The organism is Tolypothrix sp. PCC 7601 (genome assembly GCF_025677855.1).
Classification (GTDB): Bacteria; Cyanobacteriota; Cyanobacteriia; order Cyanobacteriales; family Nostocaceae; genus Aulosira; species Aulosira diplosiphon.
This window is the reverse complement of the sequence record NZ_CP064879.1, coordinates 4,421,436-4,440,304: the sequence shown is the minus strand read 5'-3', so window position 1 is coordinate 4,440,304 and position 18,869 is coordinate 4,421,436. Positions and strand designations below refer to the sequence as shown.

Here is an 18,869-nt window from a genome sequence, read left to right as displayed (position 1 = left end):
AAACCTGTATAGGTTGTTTATTTACAAGTTTAATAAAAACCTTAAACCATCAATTCTGACTAAGATTGCTCAGATGAATATAATTGGTGTTCAATATAGGCCATAAGAAATGTTTTATCGGAGATGAACTCCGATAAAAGCTGTGGGGACAATCTTCCACAAAAATCCAGACCAAATATCACAATTGTGATGTGATTTTGATAGTTTCATAGTTTAGAAGCGAAAAGTGGAAAACTAGTGGAGAAAGCAATTTTATTTTTGATTCCTGATGTTAAACATATAAGTTCACAGTCTTTATAATCATTTTTTTTAAATTTGAATATACCAAGAGGTAGAAAAAAATCGAGATAATTGAGGTTAAGCTTAGAGATAAAAAGATTCTTAGTAATTAGGAGAATTATTGTGTCTGACTGTATTAATAAATCATCGATAACTACAACTTCACTCTTTTTAGGGCTGATAGCTTTAACCTGTATCGTAGAGCCTTTGATTTTTGCCAATCCGCAAGCAGCCGTGGCTCAAAACTCAGGAGCTAACTTTCCCGACACCAAAAATCACTGGGCACAACCGTTCATTGAAAGGCTAGCAGAACGCAACATTATTACCGGATATCCAGATGGGACTTATAGACCCAATGAGTCCGTGGATCGCGATGAATTTGCGGCAATTATTCGTCAAGCGTTCAACCAAAATCAAGAGCGAAAAATAGCCAGTGGTAGTGTTTATAAAGATGTTCCTACTGGCAATTGGGCAGCGCCAGCGATTGAAGAAGCTTATGAAATGGGATTTATGCATGGTTTTCCGGGAGGATATTTTCGCCCTAGACAGCCAGTTTCCAGGGTGGAAGCATTAGTTGCTTTGGCGCAAAACTTGAATTTGACAACGCCAGTTGCAACTCAACCTAATAACCCTCAACCTGCTAGAAAACAGTTGTTATTTCCTATAGGAATGACTAATTTAATGCAGCCACTGATGACTGCTCAAGCTGTATATAAAACTGCTGCTGCTTCTTCCCCAGCAGTTCCGGCTTCTACTTTAGTTAGTAACTATTATACAGATGCTCAAAATATTCCTCAGTATGCGGTTGATGAAGTCGCCGAAGCAACGAAAGCAGGTATAGTTGTCAATCATCCCAATACTAAAGTTCTCAATCCTACTCAACCAGCTACTCGTGGCGCGATCGCAGCTTTTATCTATCAAGCATTGGTAAATCAAGGAAGACTTCAACCATTACCTAGCAATATACAGGCTGCTAACTATATTGTTCGTCCGACTGAAATTAGTAGTAATACTCGCTGAAAACCCCAACAGGAAAAACCTCGCTGGAAAATAAATATGCGATCGCATATGTTGCAATTTAGCTAACCCGAAGTCAAGAAAGATAATCCCAGCACTTAGTTGAGCGTTAAAAGGGGCCAGGTAGAGGCGCTGCATTAGTGCGATCGCGTAATGCTTGCCAGGTTAGCGCACCTACTCTACCGTCACCAACCAATCTCTGCGATCGCTGAAATGCTGTAACAGCCCTAGCGGTTCTCAGTCCATAAATACCGTCAATTGCTCCTTGATAAAATCCTAAATTTTGGAGAACAGCTTGCACATCTGTTACAGCCTGTCCACGAGATCCAACCCTAAGAAAGGGAGCATTCAGGGGATTGTATCTAGAAAGCCTACCTGTAATTGAGCTATTACTATTTACTTGTGCTTGAGCAGGTGCCAAATTAAAGGGTAGCATCCCAATAAATAATACATAAATCAAGCCAAATCGGAAAATTTTTGAGCTGATAAATTGAGGATTCATACACTTATATTCCTCCAAAAATAAATCCAAATAACAAATTGTTTATTAAGCTCATCTCACTCTCCGGAGATGGGATTTCACGTTGACAGTCATCAGTCATCAGTCATCAGTTTCAGGATGTGTTTCATCCCATCCCTAAAAAGAATGATTTTTCCCTACACATTTTTATAAATATCCAATCTGTTTTATATTTTTGTTCTGTTAAAATTCCTCCTATTTTTCATGTTTTCTTCATAGGTTCTGAAGTAAGCTGATACGCACCTAAATCAAATATTCTGGCGTTAGGACTGTCAAGGGTCAAGAGTCCAGAGTCAAAGGCTAGTTTGGACTTTAGACTCTTGACTTTTGACAACCTGAGTGCAAAATATACAATTTAAATGCTTAACAGCTTAGAGATCGGTTAGTTCATAAAAGTAAGGTTCCATTGTGTAATTGTAGGGAGCAGGAGCGCCAATCATACCGAACATACCCGGCATTGCTAAAGGTACTAAAGGGCGATAAACTCCTCTAACTCGCTCTTCGTAATCATGATCAATTGCTAAACCTTCGGTAAATTCCGGGAGATTTGCTACTTGTTCTTTGGTTAATCCAGGCACAAATAAATGTTTATTTTCATAGTTCAAACGAGCTAAATTTTTTCAAAATATCCATAAAAACACCATGACCAACTGAGAATTCCTAAGAAGGGTATACAGTTTCTGCAACTAAAACAGGTTGATTAGCATACTCAGCATCTAACTTTCTTTTCGTATCAAGACTCCAAGTAAAGTTGTAGTCTCGCTCAATTTCAGCAGCAACAAACCGACGAACTTCACCCATTGCTGATACTGTCTGACCTTGATTTATTGCTACTTGTGGTGGTGCTGTTAATAACACTAGTAAATCTTGCCCACCAAACAATTGATTTTCATCTAATGTTAATAAAATCGCACTGCGGATATTTGCCACTTTTCCCGTTACTGCAACCTTACGACCATAGTATTTTTCAGGACTTTGAATTATTTGAGCGGGTTCGGGTGAGAGCGCAAGATATTGAGCAATAATTGCAGGTTTATTAACGTACTCTTTGTAATATTCATCCTTTAGGTTTAGATTGAACTCTTGCTCAATGTTGTCAATTGCTAAATTGCGAACCTGACAAGTAACTTGAACTTCTATGTTTTGGTCAACTGGTAGATCAAAAGGCACACCTGAAGCATTGACAACTAAAATAGGTTCGCCATTGAAGAATCTTGCATCTTTGACAGTGAAGGAACTCAAACCGATTTTCTGAATTGCTTTGCTTCTAATAGTTACAGACTTTCCAAGAAATGTATCTGTAACTTGAGCAACTTCAGATGTATTAGTGAAAGTTGTTTTGGAATTAAAAAAGCTACCTCCTCTCACTAGCAAAGCCAACAACAGCAAGAAAATTAACACTGATGCATTACCAAGCCATTCTAATAAACTTCGCCTTTGGGAGTTGTCCTTGCTTTTATTTTGGTTGGTCTTCAGGCTCTTCATATTAAAAAAGCTGTCTCTATTTACGGTTATTCAAGTTTCGATTGTTGTGAAAAGCCTAATTTTTGTCAACACTCAACACACCTCTTTTTCTTCTTTCTTTTTTATTCTCTATTGCGGAATTGCTGAAGGATAAACTTCATTTGCAACTAACACAGGTTTATTACTGTATTCGGCTTCCAGTTGCTTCTGCAAAGTCAAATCCCAGTTCAAATCATAATCCCGTTCCAGTTCAGCGACCACAAATGGACGTAATACACCCGTGACTGCAACTTTTTCACCTTCGTTTACAGTTCCTTGGGGAGTACTAGCGCGGATCACTAACAAGTCTTGTCCACCAAATAACTTGTCTTCATCTAAGGTAAACGAATTGGCATTTCTAATATCTTCTACTTCACCTGTTACTGCTAGATTCTTGCCGTAGTATAGATTGGTCTGACACCTGGACGAATAGGAACAACTATAATAGTTGGTTGACCTAATGTTTGTCTTTGCTGTTGCATTCTTAAAGTTGCAGCATTCGGCGGACATCCGGCGGGAACCATAACGCGATCGCGGTGTGGTACTTCATAAAATATACTCGGACAAGGGTTAATTTTAGAGTTTTGTTGTTGTGCTAATGCTGATGGAGTTATGCTAGAAAAACTAATTAATAAACTCCCAAAAGCTGTACCTGCTAATCCAATTTTCCGCCAATTAAAATGATTTAATTTGTACATAAATACCTCCTGAACATTTGATTAATTATTTGATTTTGGTCAATTATCATATTTGTGGCTAGAATCAACTGTTAACTATGATTTGTCCAAGAATCTCAATATTCAATTCAACATCTAAATTCAGATAAGATTGAGCTGCTCAACCAAAAGAGGAGACATGAAAACAGACTGTATTTTGAGACTAAATCTCAATAGTGGAAAAATCGAGGAGAATTCGAGTTGATTTAGAGAATATGACTTGAGTATGAGGTTTAGTATGTCAATAGTAGTAGCTATAGCAATCCTATTTCAGTTGTGAAAAATATCGGTTTTGACTGTTGACTGTTGACTGTTGACTGTTGATTGTTGATTGTTAACAACCCTACTTGTAATATTTCACAAATCATTTAGGATTGCTATAAATTCTTTAATCTTCTACCCAATAGAGGAGTCCTAGAGAAGTAACTCCACCAAAAAAGTGAGCGCCAATCAAATTCACGTTAGCTAACATGACAAAAACATCTAGTGAACGAATCACGTTTTCTGGTTGGTAAATTGCCACACCTTGAGGTTGTGCTAAGGCTTTACCTAAAATGATTGCAACTGTTTCTTCCGAAGCAATAAAAGCTATTAATATTCCTACCAAACTCACGATAAATCCAATGCGTAAATTTTGAATTACATCTTCTTTCTTGGGATGGTTTTGAGGATTTGGTGTTTGTAAAAGTTGTGCTAATTTTCTGTAACGGAAAGCCCAATATACCCGAAAGCACAGTAATAAAATACCAACAATAGCTAAAAATATGCCAAATCCTATACCTGCATTGTTTGTTTGGGTAGTAATGTTACGGCTAAAGTAAGCCAATAACACAGCAATACCAGAAATTAAGCCAAGAACTAACTGTACCCAAAAACTAATTTTGCTTACTAAACGAAAGGTAGTAGCAAATTCTTGTTTGCTTGGTGTATTTGAAAAAGATTCTAAATTATTTAACATTTGCACCTCATAATGTGTGTTTCATAAATAGCTCAGAGTAGGAATTTTCAAAATCTTGCTGAATTTAATTGCTGATTTTTGTGATTTTTATAGTCAAAAATATTTTATTAATTCAGCTTCAAGCCAAAAATGAACTATTTATAAATTAAATATTAAAAGTGGAAAACTAGTGGAGAATATATATATTCATCTGAAATTACTACTTGAGAAAGACTTTACCTAACTAAAGATAGATTATTTTTTAGCAAATCTGCCATAAATTTCACGCCAGATTATTCATAATTTCAGGCTAAGAATGGCTAAATATTGAATAATGTCTCTGATTAATGATGTATCTATTGCAAAGCTGCTGCTACTTGAACAGCTAATTTCTGAGGATTGAATGGCTTACTGATGATGCCTTTAATGCCCATTTGAATAAATAAATGCTGCTCAGATGTACGTCCTTTAGCTGTTAATAAAATTACCGGGATATGTTTAGTTAGTTGATTAGCTTGTAGCTTTTGAAAAGTTGTCAAACCATCCATCTCAGGCATCATTAAATCCAACAGGATGGCATCGGGTTGAGATGACTGAGCTAAGAGTAATCCTTGACTACCTGAAGTAGCTGTCAAAACATTCCAGCCCCCCATGATTTCTAGACAAGTCTGAATCAATTGACGGATGTCATCTTCATCATCAATGACTAAAATTTGTTGAGTTTTCATCGTTAAGATTTTCGTTGCTGTTAGAATTTATTATTTCTGACTACTTTGATTCTGAAGAGCGACTATTAAGAATTACCATACTCTTAAGATTGATTTCTAAGGTAAAACTTGAAAGTGGAAAACTCGTGTAGAAGCAAAATCTATCTAAGGGTACAACTTGAAATAATCAAAAATGCAGAGATTGACGCGGCGATCGCAAATTCTAGGCTATAGCATTGCCTGCTTCAGCGTTCTACTGGCTTTACTGCTGACACTGCTTCTATGGCAGCTACACAGGCTGAATTCTATTTATCCGTTATTTTTAGCTGCTGTGATGGTGAGTTCCTGGTATGGTGGCTTCCAGCCAGGATTGGTGGCTACTTTTTTGTCTGCAATCGTCTGCGCCTACTTCCTCTTACCGCCTTTCGATTCTCTGGCTGTTAGTGGGTTTACTGTAGTGGGGTTGGTTCAGTTTGCGTTAGTAGGATTGTTGATTAGCTCACTCAACTCTGCACTGCGCCAAGCGCGATCGCAAGCGCAGCAAAATTACGAGCATCTACGTCAAAGCCAGTATAAATTAAAACAAAGTGAAGAACGTTATCGCTTACTAGTAGAAGGAGTAACTAATTATGCAATTTTCATGCTAGATCCAAATGGTAACTTTACCACTTGGAATATTGGCGCAGAACGTATATTAGGTTATCAAGAAGCAGAAATTATTGGTCAATCTTTTGAGCAAATTTTTTCACCCGCAGCAATTGAGCAAGGAGTACCACAACAAATATTAAGCACAGCTATAACAGCAGGTTTTTATAGGGATAATCGCTGGCACGTTCGTAAAGATGGTACATTTTTCTATGCTCAGTGTATCATCACACCTTTACGAGATGAAAATGGCAATTTGCGCGGCTTCTCGAAAATTATGCAAGATATTACTGAGCGCAAACAAGCTGAAGAAGAACGAGAACAATTACTGTTAAGAGAACAAGCCGCACGCACCGAAGCAGAAGCCGCCAACCGTTCTAAGGATGATTTTTTAGCGATAGTTTCCCATGAATTACGTACCCCCATGACTGCAATTATTGGTTGGGTGGGGATGTTGCAAACAGGTGCATTAGATGAGGCTAGAGCTAATCTGGCACTGGAAACAATTGAGCGCAATGCTAACTTACAAATGCAACTGATTGAAGACTTACTTGATATTTCGCGGATTGTCAGAGGAGAACTTTCACTTTATATTGATTTGGTTGATTTAGTAGAAGTAATTACAGATGCAATAGAAGTTGTTCAAACATTAGCAGATGCTAAAAATATTCAAATTGAAACTATACTTGATACTTCTATCGCTAAAATTAGCGGTGATTCAGACCGCTTGCAACAAGTTGTATTAAATTTACTCACCAATGCCATTAAATTTACACCTAAGGGCGGTAGAGTTGAAGTGAGATTATCATTAATTGCTGAGTTAAATTCTTCTGACTCAGCACTCATTGAAGTGAAAGATACAGGCCAAGGTATTAGTGCTGAGTTTCTACCTCACGTATTTGAACGCTTTCGCCAAGCAGATAGTACTCATACTCGCTCAAATAAAGGATTAGGTTTAGGACTGGCGATCGCACATCATGTAGTAGAGGTGCATGGTGGTACAATTACCGCTCAAAGTCCAGGAATAGGACAAGGAGCGACATTTACAGTCAAGTTACCTATTCAATCTGAGCAATTTTGAAAATATCGCTGATATCCACGACTTTTCCACTTTTGCCAGCTAACTTCAAAGGTGTAACTCAGGCATTTAATGATGCGATCCATGTGGTTCATGAAATTGCCTGATACTATAGCAATCCTAAACTATTGATGAAATATCGCATGAAGAGTAGTTGACAGTCAACAGTCAACAATCAACAGTCAACAATCAACAGTCAACAGTCAACAGTCAACAGAAAAAATTGAACAATGAATAATATTTGGTCACAACGATTTTCTGCGTTGCTTATTTGCTCCACAGTGACAATATTTGGTAGTGAATTATCTGCTCAAGTACAAACTCCACCAACTCCCGGTAAAACCTCAACAACAGCAGCCGATTTAATTCCTCAGCCAACACAACCTGCTGCTGAAACTGCTGCTGAGGTGGCGCAAGTAGATATTAATCCTGGTCGAACTACCCGTGGTGGCTCCAGCTATATTGGCGTGGCTGGGAACATTGGTTTAGGTGGTGACTCGGCGTTAAGTGAAGGTGGCTTTATGGTCATCAGTAAAATTGGCCTGACACGTAGCATATCTGTGCGTCCATCTGTGGCTATTGAGGACGATCCTGTTGTTCTGGTTCCTCTAACTTATGACTTTAACTTCCGCACAGCAGATGCTTTTGAAGATACATTCTCTGTAGCACCTTATGTTGGAGCTGGCGTAGCAATTGAAACTAGTGATGATCCAGACGTTGGCTTGCTTTTAACTGGTGGCGTAGATGTGCCTTTAAATACTAACTTTACGGCAACAGCAGGAGTGAATGCCGCATTTTTAGATGATACGGATGTGGGTTTGATGCTAGGAGTTGGTTACAATTTTACTGGTTTCTAACAGCGTAGAGCTAGGGAATTAGATCGAGGGCAACATTTACAGTCAGGCTACCATACCTTTGATACTTGCCTTTGATAGATGTTTAGCGTGTGAGAATAGGCATAATCTATCTCTGGAGATTGTTATTGACAAAATATTTGCATGAGAATTCTCATAGTTGAAGATGATTGTTCCCTGGCTCAAGCTGTTGCAGTAGTTCTTACTCAACAACATTATGTAGTTGATATTGCTGCTGATGGACAAGAGGCTTGGGAGTTTGTAAATGTCTGTAACTATGATTTAATTTTGCTCGATATAGTTCTGCCTAAGCTAGATGGTATTAGCCTTTGTCAACAATTACGACAACAAGGCTATCAAATGCTGATTCTGCTTTTAACTGCAAAAGATACCAAGACTGATAAAGTTATGGGTTTAGATGCAGGAGCAGATGATTATGTTGTTAAACCTTTCGATTTTCAAGAGTTATCGGCTCGGATTCGCGCTTTACTTCGTCGGGGAAATTCTTCTTTACCTCCGGTTTTAGAATGGGGAGGTTTACGTCTAGATCCGAGTAGTTTTGAAGTAACTTATGATAGTCAAACTCTACATTTAACTGCAAAAGAATTTAGTATTTTAGAACTTTTTTTACGCAACAATCAGCGCGTATATAGTCGGAGTGCAATTGTAGACTTACTGTGGGGTGCGGAAGAAGATCCACCAGCAGCAAATACTATTAAGTCTCATATTAAAAGTCTGCGGCAAAAACTCAAAGCAGCAGGCGCTAACTATGATTTTATTGAAACGGTTTATGGTATGGGTTATCGCTTAAAACCCTCATGCCAGGAAATCGAGACGGAAGCAACACAAGAGCAGCAGCAAACTTTGTTAGCAGCGGTTGCTCAGGCGCGAGAGGCTTTCAAAGCTAAAGTTGGCTCGCGCATTGCTGTATTAGAGCAAGTAGTCGATAGTTACAGACAAGGTATCCTTGACAGTCAAATGCTTCAGCAAGCAGAACAAGAAGCTCATAAGCTAGTTGGTTCTTTGGGAAGTTTTGGCTTTATTGAGGGTTCACAATTAGCCGAGGAAATAGAAGATTTACTTGCAGGTAAAGCATTTATCTCTGTATCACAGTGTTTACGTTTAGATCAACTCGTGATGCAGTTACAACAGGAGTTTTATCTAACTCCTGTTGAGGTAGTACATAGTGAAGCTCGTCAAAATCTGCTATTGATAGTGAGCAAGGATGCAGAAGTAGTAGAACCTTTGGTTAAAGAAGCTGCAACTGAGGGAATGGCAGTGAAGATTGTGAATCATCTTGGTGCTTTAGATGATGCGATCGCATTTTCAAACCCCAATGCAATTTTACTTGACTTGAATGTTAGCGATAGCACTCAAGATAGTTTAAATTTTGTCAAGGAGTTGTCTAGGCGATCGCCTGCAATACCTACATTAGTAATTACAGACAAGAATAATTTTCTTGAGCGTGTCGAAGTAGCGCGTGCTGGCGGATGCTCTTTTTTGCAGAAATCGGTGTCACCCCAGCAAATTTTACAGGCGATTACTCAAGTCATACAACCAACTCAGATTACTGGCGCGAGAATCATGGTTGTTGATGATGAACCAAAAGTTTTAACTGATATCCAAAAACATTTGGCACCTTGGGGAGTGAACTTAAATACCTTGAAAGATTCCCGACGCTTTTGGGAAATTTTCTTAGAATTTGCTCCCGATTTATTGATTTTAGATGTAGATATGCCTGATATTAATGGCATCGACATTTGTCAGGTAGTCCGTAATGAACCTGACTTTAACTCATTACCAGTATTGTTTTTAGTTGATACTTTTGCAGCAGATATTGTTGAGCAGTTATTTGTAGTTGGTGCTGATGATTGTCTGAGTAAGCCTATCGTAGGTTCAAAACTCATCAACCGCATTTTTAACCATCTAAAACGGACTTAACTTTAGGTGGATTAATATCAATATTTTGGTAATTTCTTCGCCATGCCCTATGCCCTTTGCCCCATGCCCAAAAACTCCATCCCCTTGTGGGTGGAGTTTTTGATGATTCCTAATTCTTACTTAGCTTTCAATTAATTTATTACCTACCTCCACTAGTAAGTGAATACTCAGATTTTGTTTGGGGATTTGTCCATTCTTGTAATCCCCAAAGACTAATTAAAGCTGCTAAACCAGCCCCTAAAGAGTCCATAATTAAATCGATGATGGTATCATCTAAGCTGACAATCACTTCAGTACTCAAAATTTTGCCAGCCGACCATTCTATAACCTCCCATACAGCACCAATGGCAATACCAAAACTGGCAATAGTTAGCAAATATAAAAGTGTATGATTCCGAAAAATATTCAACATAGAACTATACACTAAAAAACTCAATGCTAAGGTAATCGAAAAAGTTGTATAACAATGAACAATTTCGTCATAGGGCCCCGGCATATTAAATAAACCCCAAACCCAACCGAGCGCATTTAGCAAAGCTGCTACTACAAATAAACAATCAAATAAAGTTGGTAATTTGTCATCTCGAATCACAAATACCAAAGATGCTATCAAAAAAAATCCTAAAGCTAAGGCATTCAACCAATTACCCTGAACTGATGCAAAAATTACAAAGATTGCCAATAGTGCTTGTCCTAACCAAGCTAATGCTCGATATCCTCGCCAATTTATACTTTTCATCTTTTGCTCTTATGTTCTATAAAATTCCAATTTTTAATCGCTTTGTTGTAGTCTAAAGCTTTAATTACTGCATGATACTGTCGCTCTACATCTTGGCGGTCTTGCTCTTGTAAAAGTCCTTCTCGACTATCTTGCAAAATCATGTCAGCATGACGCTTGAGGGATGTACAATATTGGCGATTGTTTGTATAGTTAGCAATAGTTTCTATAGCTTCTAACAACCTAATAGTTACTCCTACATCCGATTTACCATACTGCCGAATTTGGTTAAAGGCACGATCGAGTAATCCTGTAAAATTAGTTCCTGGAGCAATAATGCGTAGTTTTTGGTTTTGATCGTAGCGGTAAGGTGATGGAAAATCCCTTTGAACTAAATGACAAAAACCTGCACTGAGTCTGTCAATACAACGAATTGCTGTAAATGGATCGTTGATGCCAGGAGAGATGGCACGCAAGGCAATTTCTACTAATTGAACGATGGGAAATTCTATATCTTGTTGCTCTGTACGTTCTATACCTAAAATAAAAGCATCATTGATTTGTTTGACAAGTTTGGCCTTCACTCTTTCTTCTGGAAAAACTCTAACTAAATCGCTACCTCTAACTACAAATTTTCCTGGTCGAGTTTCCAAGCGAATCAGCAGATTATACTTGCAAGCAATATTCATAATTTCTGCATCATCTATAGCTTGCAGATAACCTGTTTTTATCCCTGGAATAGGGTATGATTCCTCTTCAAAAGAAGTGGGAATTGATTCAGTAGCATCTTGTTCGGTTTGACCTTCTCCAACTTTTTCTGGAAACAGGCGCTCGATTGTTTTATCTAAATCATCACTGACATTGATAATGATGTGAGATGCCTGAATAATAGTTGAAGCATGATGGATAAAATAAATCAGGACACCAATGCTAATAATTGCTAGTAAAATACCGACTGTCACAGATAGTTGCGGCACAAATAGACTGTATCCGTCCCCTTCTCCATGAATTGTCCGCAGTACCAGCAAGCAGTAAATAAACGTACTAATAAATGTGCCTAGCGCCAATTGATTACCCGTATCTTGCATAAAATTACGTAGTAATCGGGGGCCAAAATTTGACGCAGCCAGCTGCAGGGCAACGATTGTAATTGAAAAGGCTGTAGCCGCAACACTTACCATCGAACCTGCTACAGCTTCCAAAAGCGATCGCGCTCCATCTGCACCACCAGTATAAATCCACCAGTAATTAATATCTGCATTGCCAGAACGGTCAAGACTGAGCATAATGAACGCCAAAGCTGTAGCCGCCACCGCCATGACTGCGGGAATAAACCAGTAGCTTGAGTGCAGTTGATCCCAAAGCTTGCTTAACTTAACGTTTTTCATTGTTCGTCAAATTGAGAATCTATGTTGCCATTACCGTCATTAGAAGAACGTTTTTGTGCCAGTAACCTCAGAGAATAACTGATGCGGCGAGGCTTTGGTACTTCCCGATTACCAGCCGGCCACCCTTCACGCTGACTTTGGCGATCGCCATCTGTCTCTTCGGTTTGGTCGTGAAATAAAATTTGTTGGGTGGGGAAAGGTAAATCTATACCATTGGCGGTGAGGGTTTTCTTGATTGCAGTGAGGACGCGATCGCGTGAAGTCAGATCGTCGGCTCTTCTGGGTGGTTTAATCCACCAACGGGCGCGGATATTCACAGTACTTTCAGCTAATTCCATCACCAATACATCAGGTGCAGGATCTGACAACACCTCATCAACACTCTGCATTGCTTGGAAAATTAATTGCTTGGCTCGGTCAATATCATCACCATAACCAATGCCGACATCATACTCTAAACGACGGCTTTCAAAGGCAGTATTTACAGTCACAGAATTGGTGAACAATTCGGAGTTAGGAATCACAATCCGCCGACCATCATAAGTTCTAATTGTGGTGGCGCGGGTCTCAATATTTTCTACAGTTCCTTCAAAGTTTTTAAAGACTATTTGGTCATTAATTTGAAAAGGTTCAGTGAGTAAAATTAAAATTCCTGCTAAAAAGTTCTGCAAAATATCGCGGAAGGCAAAACCAATTGCTACCCCACTGATTCCTAAAAGTTGCACTAAATCACCGGCTCTAAATGTAGGTATGACAATTGATAGAGCGATGAATAGTCCTATTAGAATTGTTGTCCCCTGTGCTAAACGCCCCAGTACTAATCCTAAGTTGCGAGCTTGACGACGGTTTCTTGTTACTCGTTTGACAACTTTCTTAATTGACCTAGCAATCAGAAAGAAGATGACAAAGACAATTAATGCCAACACCATATTTGGAAGCAGTGCAATAAATCCATTGAGCATCTCTTGAATTTGCTTCCAAACTACGGATATTTCTGCATTCATGTTACTTGCTGTGACTGATAAACTAAAGATGAAAATTCCAGCGTTGATGAGTGAAACTGGTAAGCTAATGCGCGCCTAAATTGCATAACTACTCAAGAAGGCTGTTAACTGTTAACGGTTGACTGTCAACGGTCAACGGTCAACAGCCCTCATGAGGGATTGTGCAACTTAAAAGCAGAATAGCTTAGTAAATAGCCAAAAAAAAAGGCTAGTACAGAGCCTACCAGCAATAAAAGACTATTTATTGCTGGTTGACATCCATAACTTTCTTAATCAATGCATTTGCGATCTGCAAAATTGCACTGAAATTAGCGCATCTGTTGACGCTTATCAACAATTTCTACTGGGGAATCATTGCTGGTAGCGGGAGTATCTACAGTTCTTTGGCGATCACCATACATCTGGTCGGCTCTCGAAGGAGTGCGATCGGGAGCATTAGAGATGTTATATGTTCTCCAATCACGAACCCCACGACTTCTGAGAATTGAACCAGCACGCTCAATTTCATCACCAAAGCCTTCCACCATTACCAAATAGTCACCTTGGGAAACGCGATCGCCATAACTTCTGGCTTCTTCCTCAGGAATCCCTAAACCAGTTAGCGCTCCGATAATACCGCCTGCTGCTGCGCCAATCCCAGCACCAGCCAAAGTAGTTGCAAAGGTTCCGGCTGCTAAAAATGGCCCTGCGCCTGGAACCACTAAACTTCCAAGACCGACAAGTAAACCGCCAACACCCCCCAAAACTGTACCTGTGACTGCACCAGCACCAGCACCTTCTCGTGCCTCATTATCACTTGTATCTCTCACCTGAGTACCAGCAATTTGCTCGTTCTGCTCTGTATCTTTCGCCAATACAGAAACTCGATCCATTGAAAAACCTGAGTTTCGCAGTTCATTTAAAGCTTCTTCGGCTGCTTGTCGGCTAGGAAATGTACCAACTGCACGTTTATATTGTTGAGTTGTCATTTTTCCTCCTCAGACTATGACAAATGTATTCACATTTGTTCAATTACTGTTACAGTTTCTCTCCTCAAATCAGAATTTTCATCAGCCAAGAGGTTTACTTGTTATCTATCCAAAGTTAGTATTGCACCAGACAGCAAGGCATAAAATCGCAATCATATAAAGTTGTGAAAATGCGAATTATAGAAAAATTTTGACTATCATCTCTGACCTATGACTGAAGTTAATGAAAAAATAATTAATTATTATCAAATTAATAGTCAAACAAGTAAACCTTTGTAAAAAGTAATTGACAAATAATGCTTTGCTGAGATTTTGAGATATCCAAATTGTTTGTCAAATCCAGCAAAATCAATTACTTGTAAGCGAACATTTACAGCGCATTGAGATAATTGCTGCCAAAACTTTTTTTAATTAGTTTTGTATTTGTGAGCCTTGGTAGATACTTGAGGCTAAAAAATTTTGTTGTCGTTTTTCCAAGGAGTATTAATTTATGAATACTCAATTTATGCGTTCAAAAATTCTTAGAGTTAGCTTGTTCTCAGCATTGGTGTTAGGAGTGCTACCTGTTAGTATGACACCAGCTAGAGGACAAACAAGCTCTACACTTACCAACATCATAGCTGATGGTAAACTCACTGAATATTCACCATCAACTGCACCTATACTTGTTCGTGGTACTGTGACACCGGCGCTCAGAGATGTACAAATCTTCCTGAAGCAGCAAGGATTTTACAATGGAGCGATTGATGGGATATATGGGCCTAATACATATTCTGCCGTAATCACATTTCAGCGATCGCGTAATTTAACTGCCGATGGTCGAATTGGCCAAAACACTTGGGAGGCATTGCTGGATGCCTATAATCGCAACACTCCTGTCAATTCTAATAACCTCAGCCAATACTCGCCAAACACTGCACCTATTCTGACGATTGGTAGCCAGGGTCAAGCTGTTAAGGATATCCAAGCATTTCTGAAACAGCAAGGGTATTATACAGGTGCAGTTGATGGCATATATGGTTCTGCAACTGCTGCATCTGTAGAAGCATTCCAGCAACGTGATGCCAATTTACAAAATGATGGCATTGTTGGTCGAAATACTTGGAGTACCATCCTAGATACTGTAAGTTAGTCTCAACAGTAGCGATCGCACCATTCTCATAACAATCATATGGCGATCGCTATTACCGCCATAGCAAAAAAGCCAGATTGTTTCATTGCCTGTGCGTAAGGCAAATTTCAAAACTTACGTATAGTCACCCGATATTTCAGCATCGGATCTGTAGGTGTCCCTTGTAAACTCATCTTTAGTAGGTTTTGCTAACTATTTAGTGCCCTTGATGATTGGGGCACGAGACATGGCCTTTCCCCGCCTCAACGCCGTTGCTTTTTGGATGGTGCCGGTAGTCGGGATTCTTTTGATGGCTAGCTTCTTTGTTCCTGGCGGCCCTGCCCAAGCTGGTTGGTGGGCTTATCCCCCAGTTAGTTTGCAAAACCCCACAGGTAACTTAATTAATGGTCAAGTTGTCTGGTTATTAGCGGTAGCAATATCTGGTGTCTCCTCAATTATGGGGGCAGTTAACTTTGTCACCACCATCGTTAAGATGCGGGCACCAGGTATGGGCTTTTTTAAAATGCCCCTATTCGTTTGGGCAGTATTTAGTGCCCAAATTATCCAACTTTTTGGTCTACCTGCCTTGACAGCTGGTGCCGTCATGTTGCTACTAGACCTCACTGCTGGCACAGCCTTTTTTGACCCCAGCAAAGGCGGGAACCCAGTCATGTTTCAACACTACTTCTGGTTCTATTCCCACCCTGCCGTTTATGTGATCATTCTGCCCATCTTCGGCATCTTCTCCGAAATCTTCCCTGTTTATAGCCGCAAACCTTTATTTGGTTACAAAGTAGTTGCAATTTCCTCTTTGTTAATTGCAGTCGTTAGCGCCATTGTTTGGGTACACCATTTGTATGTCAGTGGTACACCAGCTTGGATGCGGATGCTGTTCATGGTAACCACAATGTTGGTATCTGTACCGACTGGCATTAAGGTGTTTGCTTGGGTAGCAACAATTTGGGGTGGAAAGATGCGCTTAACTACACCCATGCTATTTGCCTTGGGTGCATTAATCATGTTCGTCTTCGCAGGTATCGTTGGCATTATGCTTTCCTCAGTACCTGTGGATGTGCATGTCAATAACACCTATTTCGTAGTTGGTCACTTCCACTATGTCCTATTCGGAACAGTGACAATGGGCTTGTATGCAGCCATCTACCACTGGTTCCCCAAAATGACCGGACGGATGTACTACGAAAGCTGGGGCAAATTGCACTTCTGGTTAACATTCATTGGTACTAACCTCAACTTCTTACCCATGCACCCATTAGGATTGCAAGGGATGTTACGCCGGATTTCTTCCTACGCACCAGAGTATGAATTCTGGAATATCATTGCTAGTCTTGGCTCATTCCTCTTAGGAATGTCTACCTTGCCCTTCATTTTCAATATGGTAGTTTCCTGGATGCATGGTCAAAAAGCACCTGCTAATCCTTGGCGCGCTATTGGTTTGGAATGGTTGGTTGCTTCTCCACCACCAGTAGAAAACTTTGAAGAAATCCCTATCGTCATCAGCGAACCCTACGGCTACGGTAAGTCTGAACCATTGACTGCTAACATTCAGGCCCCGTCTGATTCCGCCTACAAGCCGTTCGCTTGAGGCAAGTAATTTTTAACCGCAGAGGAAGCAGGGTTAACGCTGAGTAACGCGGAGTTTCATATCTGTTAGTCCTCCGCGTCCTCTGCGGTTCGTTTATTACCCTCTGCAATCAAGGTGCTGACTACGTTGTCTTCTCTCAGCACTCATTACTGAATTTGGTTAAGGAGAATTTCCGCAATGGACAGTTATCTCACTTCTGGGGAGTCTCATCACATAAGTGGTGAACATACCCACGACGAAGAAGGCAATAAGATGTTTGGCTTCATCGTCTTCTTGCTATCAGAAAGTGTTATTTTCCTGAGCTTTTTCGCTGGATATATTGTTTACAAAATCACGACTCCTAACTGGCTACCGGCTGGTGTCTCTGGATTAGAAATTAAAGACCCCGCAATCAATACAGTGATTCTGGTTTCCAGTAGTTTCGTGATTTACTTGGCCGAACGTGCTTTGCAACGTCACGACTTACTGAAATTTCGTCTGTTTCTTGCAGCTACAATGGCTATGGGTAGCTACTTTTTATTAGGACAGGCACTTGAATGGCACAGCCTCGCCTTTGGTTTTACTTCTGGCGTTTTCGGTGGGATGTTCTATTTGCTTACAGGCTTTCACGGTTTGCACGTACTTACCGGGATTTTGCTACAGTCGATTATTCTGGTACGCTCTTTTAATCCAGGTAATTATGATACTGGTCACTTTGGTGTCAATGCAACTTCATTGTTTTGGCACTTTGTTGATGTGATCTGGATTGTGTTGTTTATTCTGATTTACATTTGGCAGTAAACTGCAATTTCAATAAGTTTCCTGCCAGAGGTAAAGCCCTCTTGATTTAATTCCCAGGCTGAACCATATTTAACCATAGCAAGTAGTGAATTAGTGAGATATACAAGTAAGGGTACAACAATGTTGTACCCTTACAAATTTAATAGATTTAATATTAATGGTGGTAAACAAGCACCTACATTTTTGCGTTTGTAACTCAAGTCTATAAAACAGATTATTTCAACCAGTGATGGCTAATTTAATTTTATCCAGGGCTGCTGTTGACTTTTGAGGCGTAAGATTTGAATGTTGTAGAGACAATTATCAATAAGACTTTGATTATGCAAATTTTCTTCGATTGTTTTTAAATAATGTTCAATTTCTGCAGCCAATAATTTATTAGGCAGATATTTCAGTCTTTCACGCATTAAATCTATCCAGACTTCTGTTTCTTGTTGTTCTGGACTTGTAAAATGATGTTGCTCGTTCACCATTATCTAATATTGAATCGATGAATAATCCGATAAATTCAATCATATCCTTTGCATTATTAAAATGTGTAAGTATTTCCACTATAAATTTTTGATAAAGTAGTTTGATTGTTTTTAATCAAGTCTTGTCTAATCAGGCTTTTACAACTATATGAAATTTTTAGCCTAGTATTTTTTAAAATATTTCTGTCAAATTTTATACAAAATTTATATATTTTAACCAGAATAGTACAAGAATTTTGTTGCTTGTATTCATCTGTTTCATCCTGTTTTAGATTTATATTAGATGGAAAATCAGATTGGAATTTTCAAAAAATATAAGATTACTTCCATTTAAAAAAAGAATGCGACAGATTGTAGGGGCAAGGCACTGCCCATTGGTGTCAACTTAACGTGAAACCCGCTTTTTAGCTAGGTTTTCGCCCTCACCCCCAACCCCTCTCCCGCCGGGAGAGGGGAGCAAGAGATTTAATTCCCCTTCTCCCCCAGGAGAAGGGGTTAGGGGATGAGGGCGCGAGGTATTTGTACAACGCCCGCCCTATATAGCTTTTAGCTTAAGTTGACACAGGTGGGCACTGCCTTGCCCTCTAGAATATTATTGATGTGTCGCAAACATCATTTGACTTCGTG

General features: G+C 39.5%; 18 protein-coding genes and 1 pseudogene. 7 read left to right on the top strand and 12 right to left on the bottom strand.

What is annotated here, in order from left to right; all coding sequences use genetic code 11:
• Window positions 1-402 precede the first annotated feature (402 nt).
• A complete protein-coding gene (locus HG267_RS18235) occupies window positions 403-1,299 on the top strand; it encodes an S-layer homology domain-containing protein (RefSeq protein ID WP_235623000.1) in 897 nt (298 codons plus the stop codon).
• 106 nt (window positions 1,300-1,405) lie between these two features.
• Here the strand turns inward: HG267_RS18235 and HG267_RS18230 are convergent, their stop codons facing one another.
• The 7 genes and pseudogenes from HG267_RS18230 to HG267_RS18200 all read right to left on the bottom strand — a co-directional run bounded on the left by HG267_RS18230 (window position 1,406) and on the right by HG267_RS18200 (window position 5,700).
• Complete coding sequence (locus HG267_RS18230) at window positions 1,406-1,798, bottom strand: peptidoglycan-binding domain-containing protein (RefSeq protein WP_045867825.1); 393 nt, start codon at window positions 1,796-1,798, stop codon at window positions 1,406-1,408.
• A 389-nt stretch (window positions 1,799-2,187) separates the two neighbouring features.
• The gene (locus HG267_RS18225) at window positions 2,188-2,421 is read right to left on the bottom strand and encodes a hypothetical protein (protein ID WP_263420074.1); all 234 of its coding nucleotides are present in this window, start codon (window positions 2,419-2,421) and stop codon (window positions 2,188-2,190) included.
• Between the two features lie 55 nt (window positions 2,422-2,476).
• On the bottom strand, window positions 2,477-3,301 hold the full coding sequence (locus HG267_RS18220) for a hypothetical protein (protein WP_045867826.1): 825 nt from the start codon (window positions 3,299-3,301) through the stop codon (window positions 2,477-2,479).
• A gap of 108 nt (window positions 3,302-3,409) precedes the next feature.
• Window positions 3,410-3,724, bottom strand: a pseudogene (locus tag HG267_RS18215) (hypothetical protein); the annotation flags it as partial.
• A complete protein-coding gene (locus HG267_RS18210; RefSeq protein ID WP_194007711.1) occupies window positions 3,706-4,017 on the bottom strand; it encodes a hypothetical protein in 312 nt (103 codons plus the stop codon). The pseudogene HG267_RS18215 and the gene HG267_RS18210, both read right to left, overlap by 19 nt.
• A 406-nt stretch (window positions 4,018-4,423) precedes the next feature.
• Window positions 4,424-4,993, bottom strand: a complete 570-nt coding sequence (locus HG267_RS18205; protein ID WP_045867827.1) for a DUF3611 family protein — start codon at window positions 4,991-4,993, stop codon at window positions 4,424-4,426.
• Window positions 4,994-5,328: 335 nt separating this feature from the next.
• Window positions 5,329-5,700, bottom strand: coding sequence for a response regulator (locus HG267_RS18200; RefSeq protein ID WP_045867828.1), 372 nt, complete (start codon window positions 5,698-5,700; stop codon window positions 5,329-5,331).
• 172 nt (window positions 5,701-5,872) lie between these two features.
• Between HG267_RS18200 and HG267_RS18195 the strand changes: the two genes are divergently transcribed.
• The 3 genes from HG267_RS18195 (at window position 5,873) to HG267_RS18185 (ending at window position 10,197) form a co-directional block, all read left to right on the top strand.
• Window positions 5,873-7,405: an ATP-binding protein gene (locus HG267_RS18195; protein ID WP_045867829.1), complete on the top strand. Its 1,533-nt coding sequence runs from the start codon at window positions 5,873-5,875 to the stop codon at window positions 7,403-7,405.
• A 227-nt stretch (window positions 7,406-7,632) separates the two neighbouring features.
• Window positions 7,633-8,259, top strand: a complete 627-nt coding sequence (locus HG267_RS18190) for a hypothetical protein (RefSeq protein ID WP_045867830.1) — start codon at window positions 7,633-7,635, stop codon at window positions 8,257-8,259.
• 141 nt (window positions 8,260-8,400) lie between these two features.
• The gene (locus tag HG267_RS18185; protein ID WP_045867831.1) at window positions 8,401-10,197 is read left to right on the top strand and encodes a response regulator; all 1,797 of its coding nucleotides are present in this window, start codon (window positions 8,401-8,403) and stop codon (window positions 10,195-10,197) included.
• A 139-nt stretch (window positions 10,198-10,336) separates the two neighbouring features.
• Here the strand turns inward: HG267_RS18185 and HG267_RS18180 are convergent, their stop codons facing one another.
• The 4 genes from HG267_RS18180 to HG267_RS18165 form a co-directional block, all read right to left on the bottom strand.
• Window positions 10,337-10,936 (bottom strand): hypothetical protein, encoded by a 600-nt coding sequence (locus HG267_RS18180; protein WP_045867832.1) that lies wholly within the window; start codon window positions 10,934-10,936, stop codon window positions 10,337-10,339.
• Window positions 10,933-12,303 (bottom strand): DUF2254 domain-containing protein, encoded by a 1,371-nt coding sequence (locus HG267_RS18175; RefSeq protein WP_045867833.1) that lies wholly within the window; start codon window positions 12,301-12,303, stop codon window positions 10,933-10,935. The genes HG267_RS18180 and HG267_RS18175 overlap by 4 nt, the downstream gene beginning before the upstream one ends.
• Entirely contained in the window at window positions 12,300-13,307 is a 1,008-nt protein-coding gene (locus tag HG267_RS18170) for a mechanosensitive ion channel family protein (RefSeq protein ID WP_045867834.1), read from the bottom strand. Before HG267_RS18170 ends, HG267_RS18175 begins: the two co-directional genes overlap by 4 nt.
• Window positions 13,308-13,615: 308 nt before the next feature.
• On the bottom strand, window positions 13,616-14,275 hold the full coding sequence (locus HG267_RS18165) for a general stress protein (protein ID WP_045867835.1): 660 nt from the start codon (window positions 14,273-14,275) through the stop codon (window positions 13,616-13,618).
• 490 nt (window positions 14,276-14,765) lie between these two features.
• Between HG267_RS18165 and HG267_RS18160 the strand changes: the two genes are divergently transcribed.
• From HG267_RS18160 to HG267_RS18150, 3 genes are all read left to right on the top strand, one after another.
• On the top strand, window positions 14,766-15,407 hold the full coding sequence (locus HG267_RS18160; protein WP_045867836.1) for a peptidoglycan-binding domain-containing protein: 642 nt from the start codon (window positions 14,766-14,768) through the stop codon (window positions 15,405-15,407).
• Between the two features lie 154 nt (window positions 15,408-15,561).
• Complete coding sequence (locus HG267_RS18155; RefSeq protein WP_255325139.1) at window positions 15,562-16,989, top strand: cbb3-type cytochrome c oxidase subunit I; 1,428 nt, start codon at window positions 15,562-15,564, stop codon at window positions 16,987-16,989.
• Window positions 16,990-17,166: 177 nt separating this feature from the next.
• Complete coding sequence (locus HG267_RS18150) at window positions 17,167-17,769, top strand: heme-copper oxidase subunit III (protein ID WP_045867837.1); 603 nt, start codon at window positions 17,167-17,169, stop codon at window positions 17,767-17,769.
• Window positions 17,770-18,002: 233 nt separating this feature from the next.
• Here HG267_RS18150 and HG267_RS18145 read toward each other — a convergent pair whose 3' ends face one another.
• Window positions 18,003-18,242 carry a hypothetical protein gene (locus HG267_RS18145; RefSeq protein WP_045867838.1) on the bottom strand — a complete coding sequence of 80 codons (240 nt, stop codon included), beginning with the start codon at window positions 18,240-18,242 and terminating at the stop codon, window positions 18,003-18,005.
• Window positions 18,243-18,869: the final 627 nt, after the last annotated feature.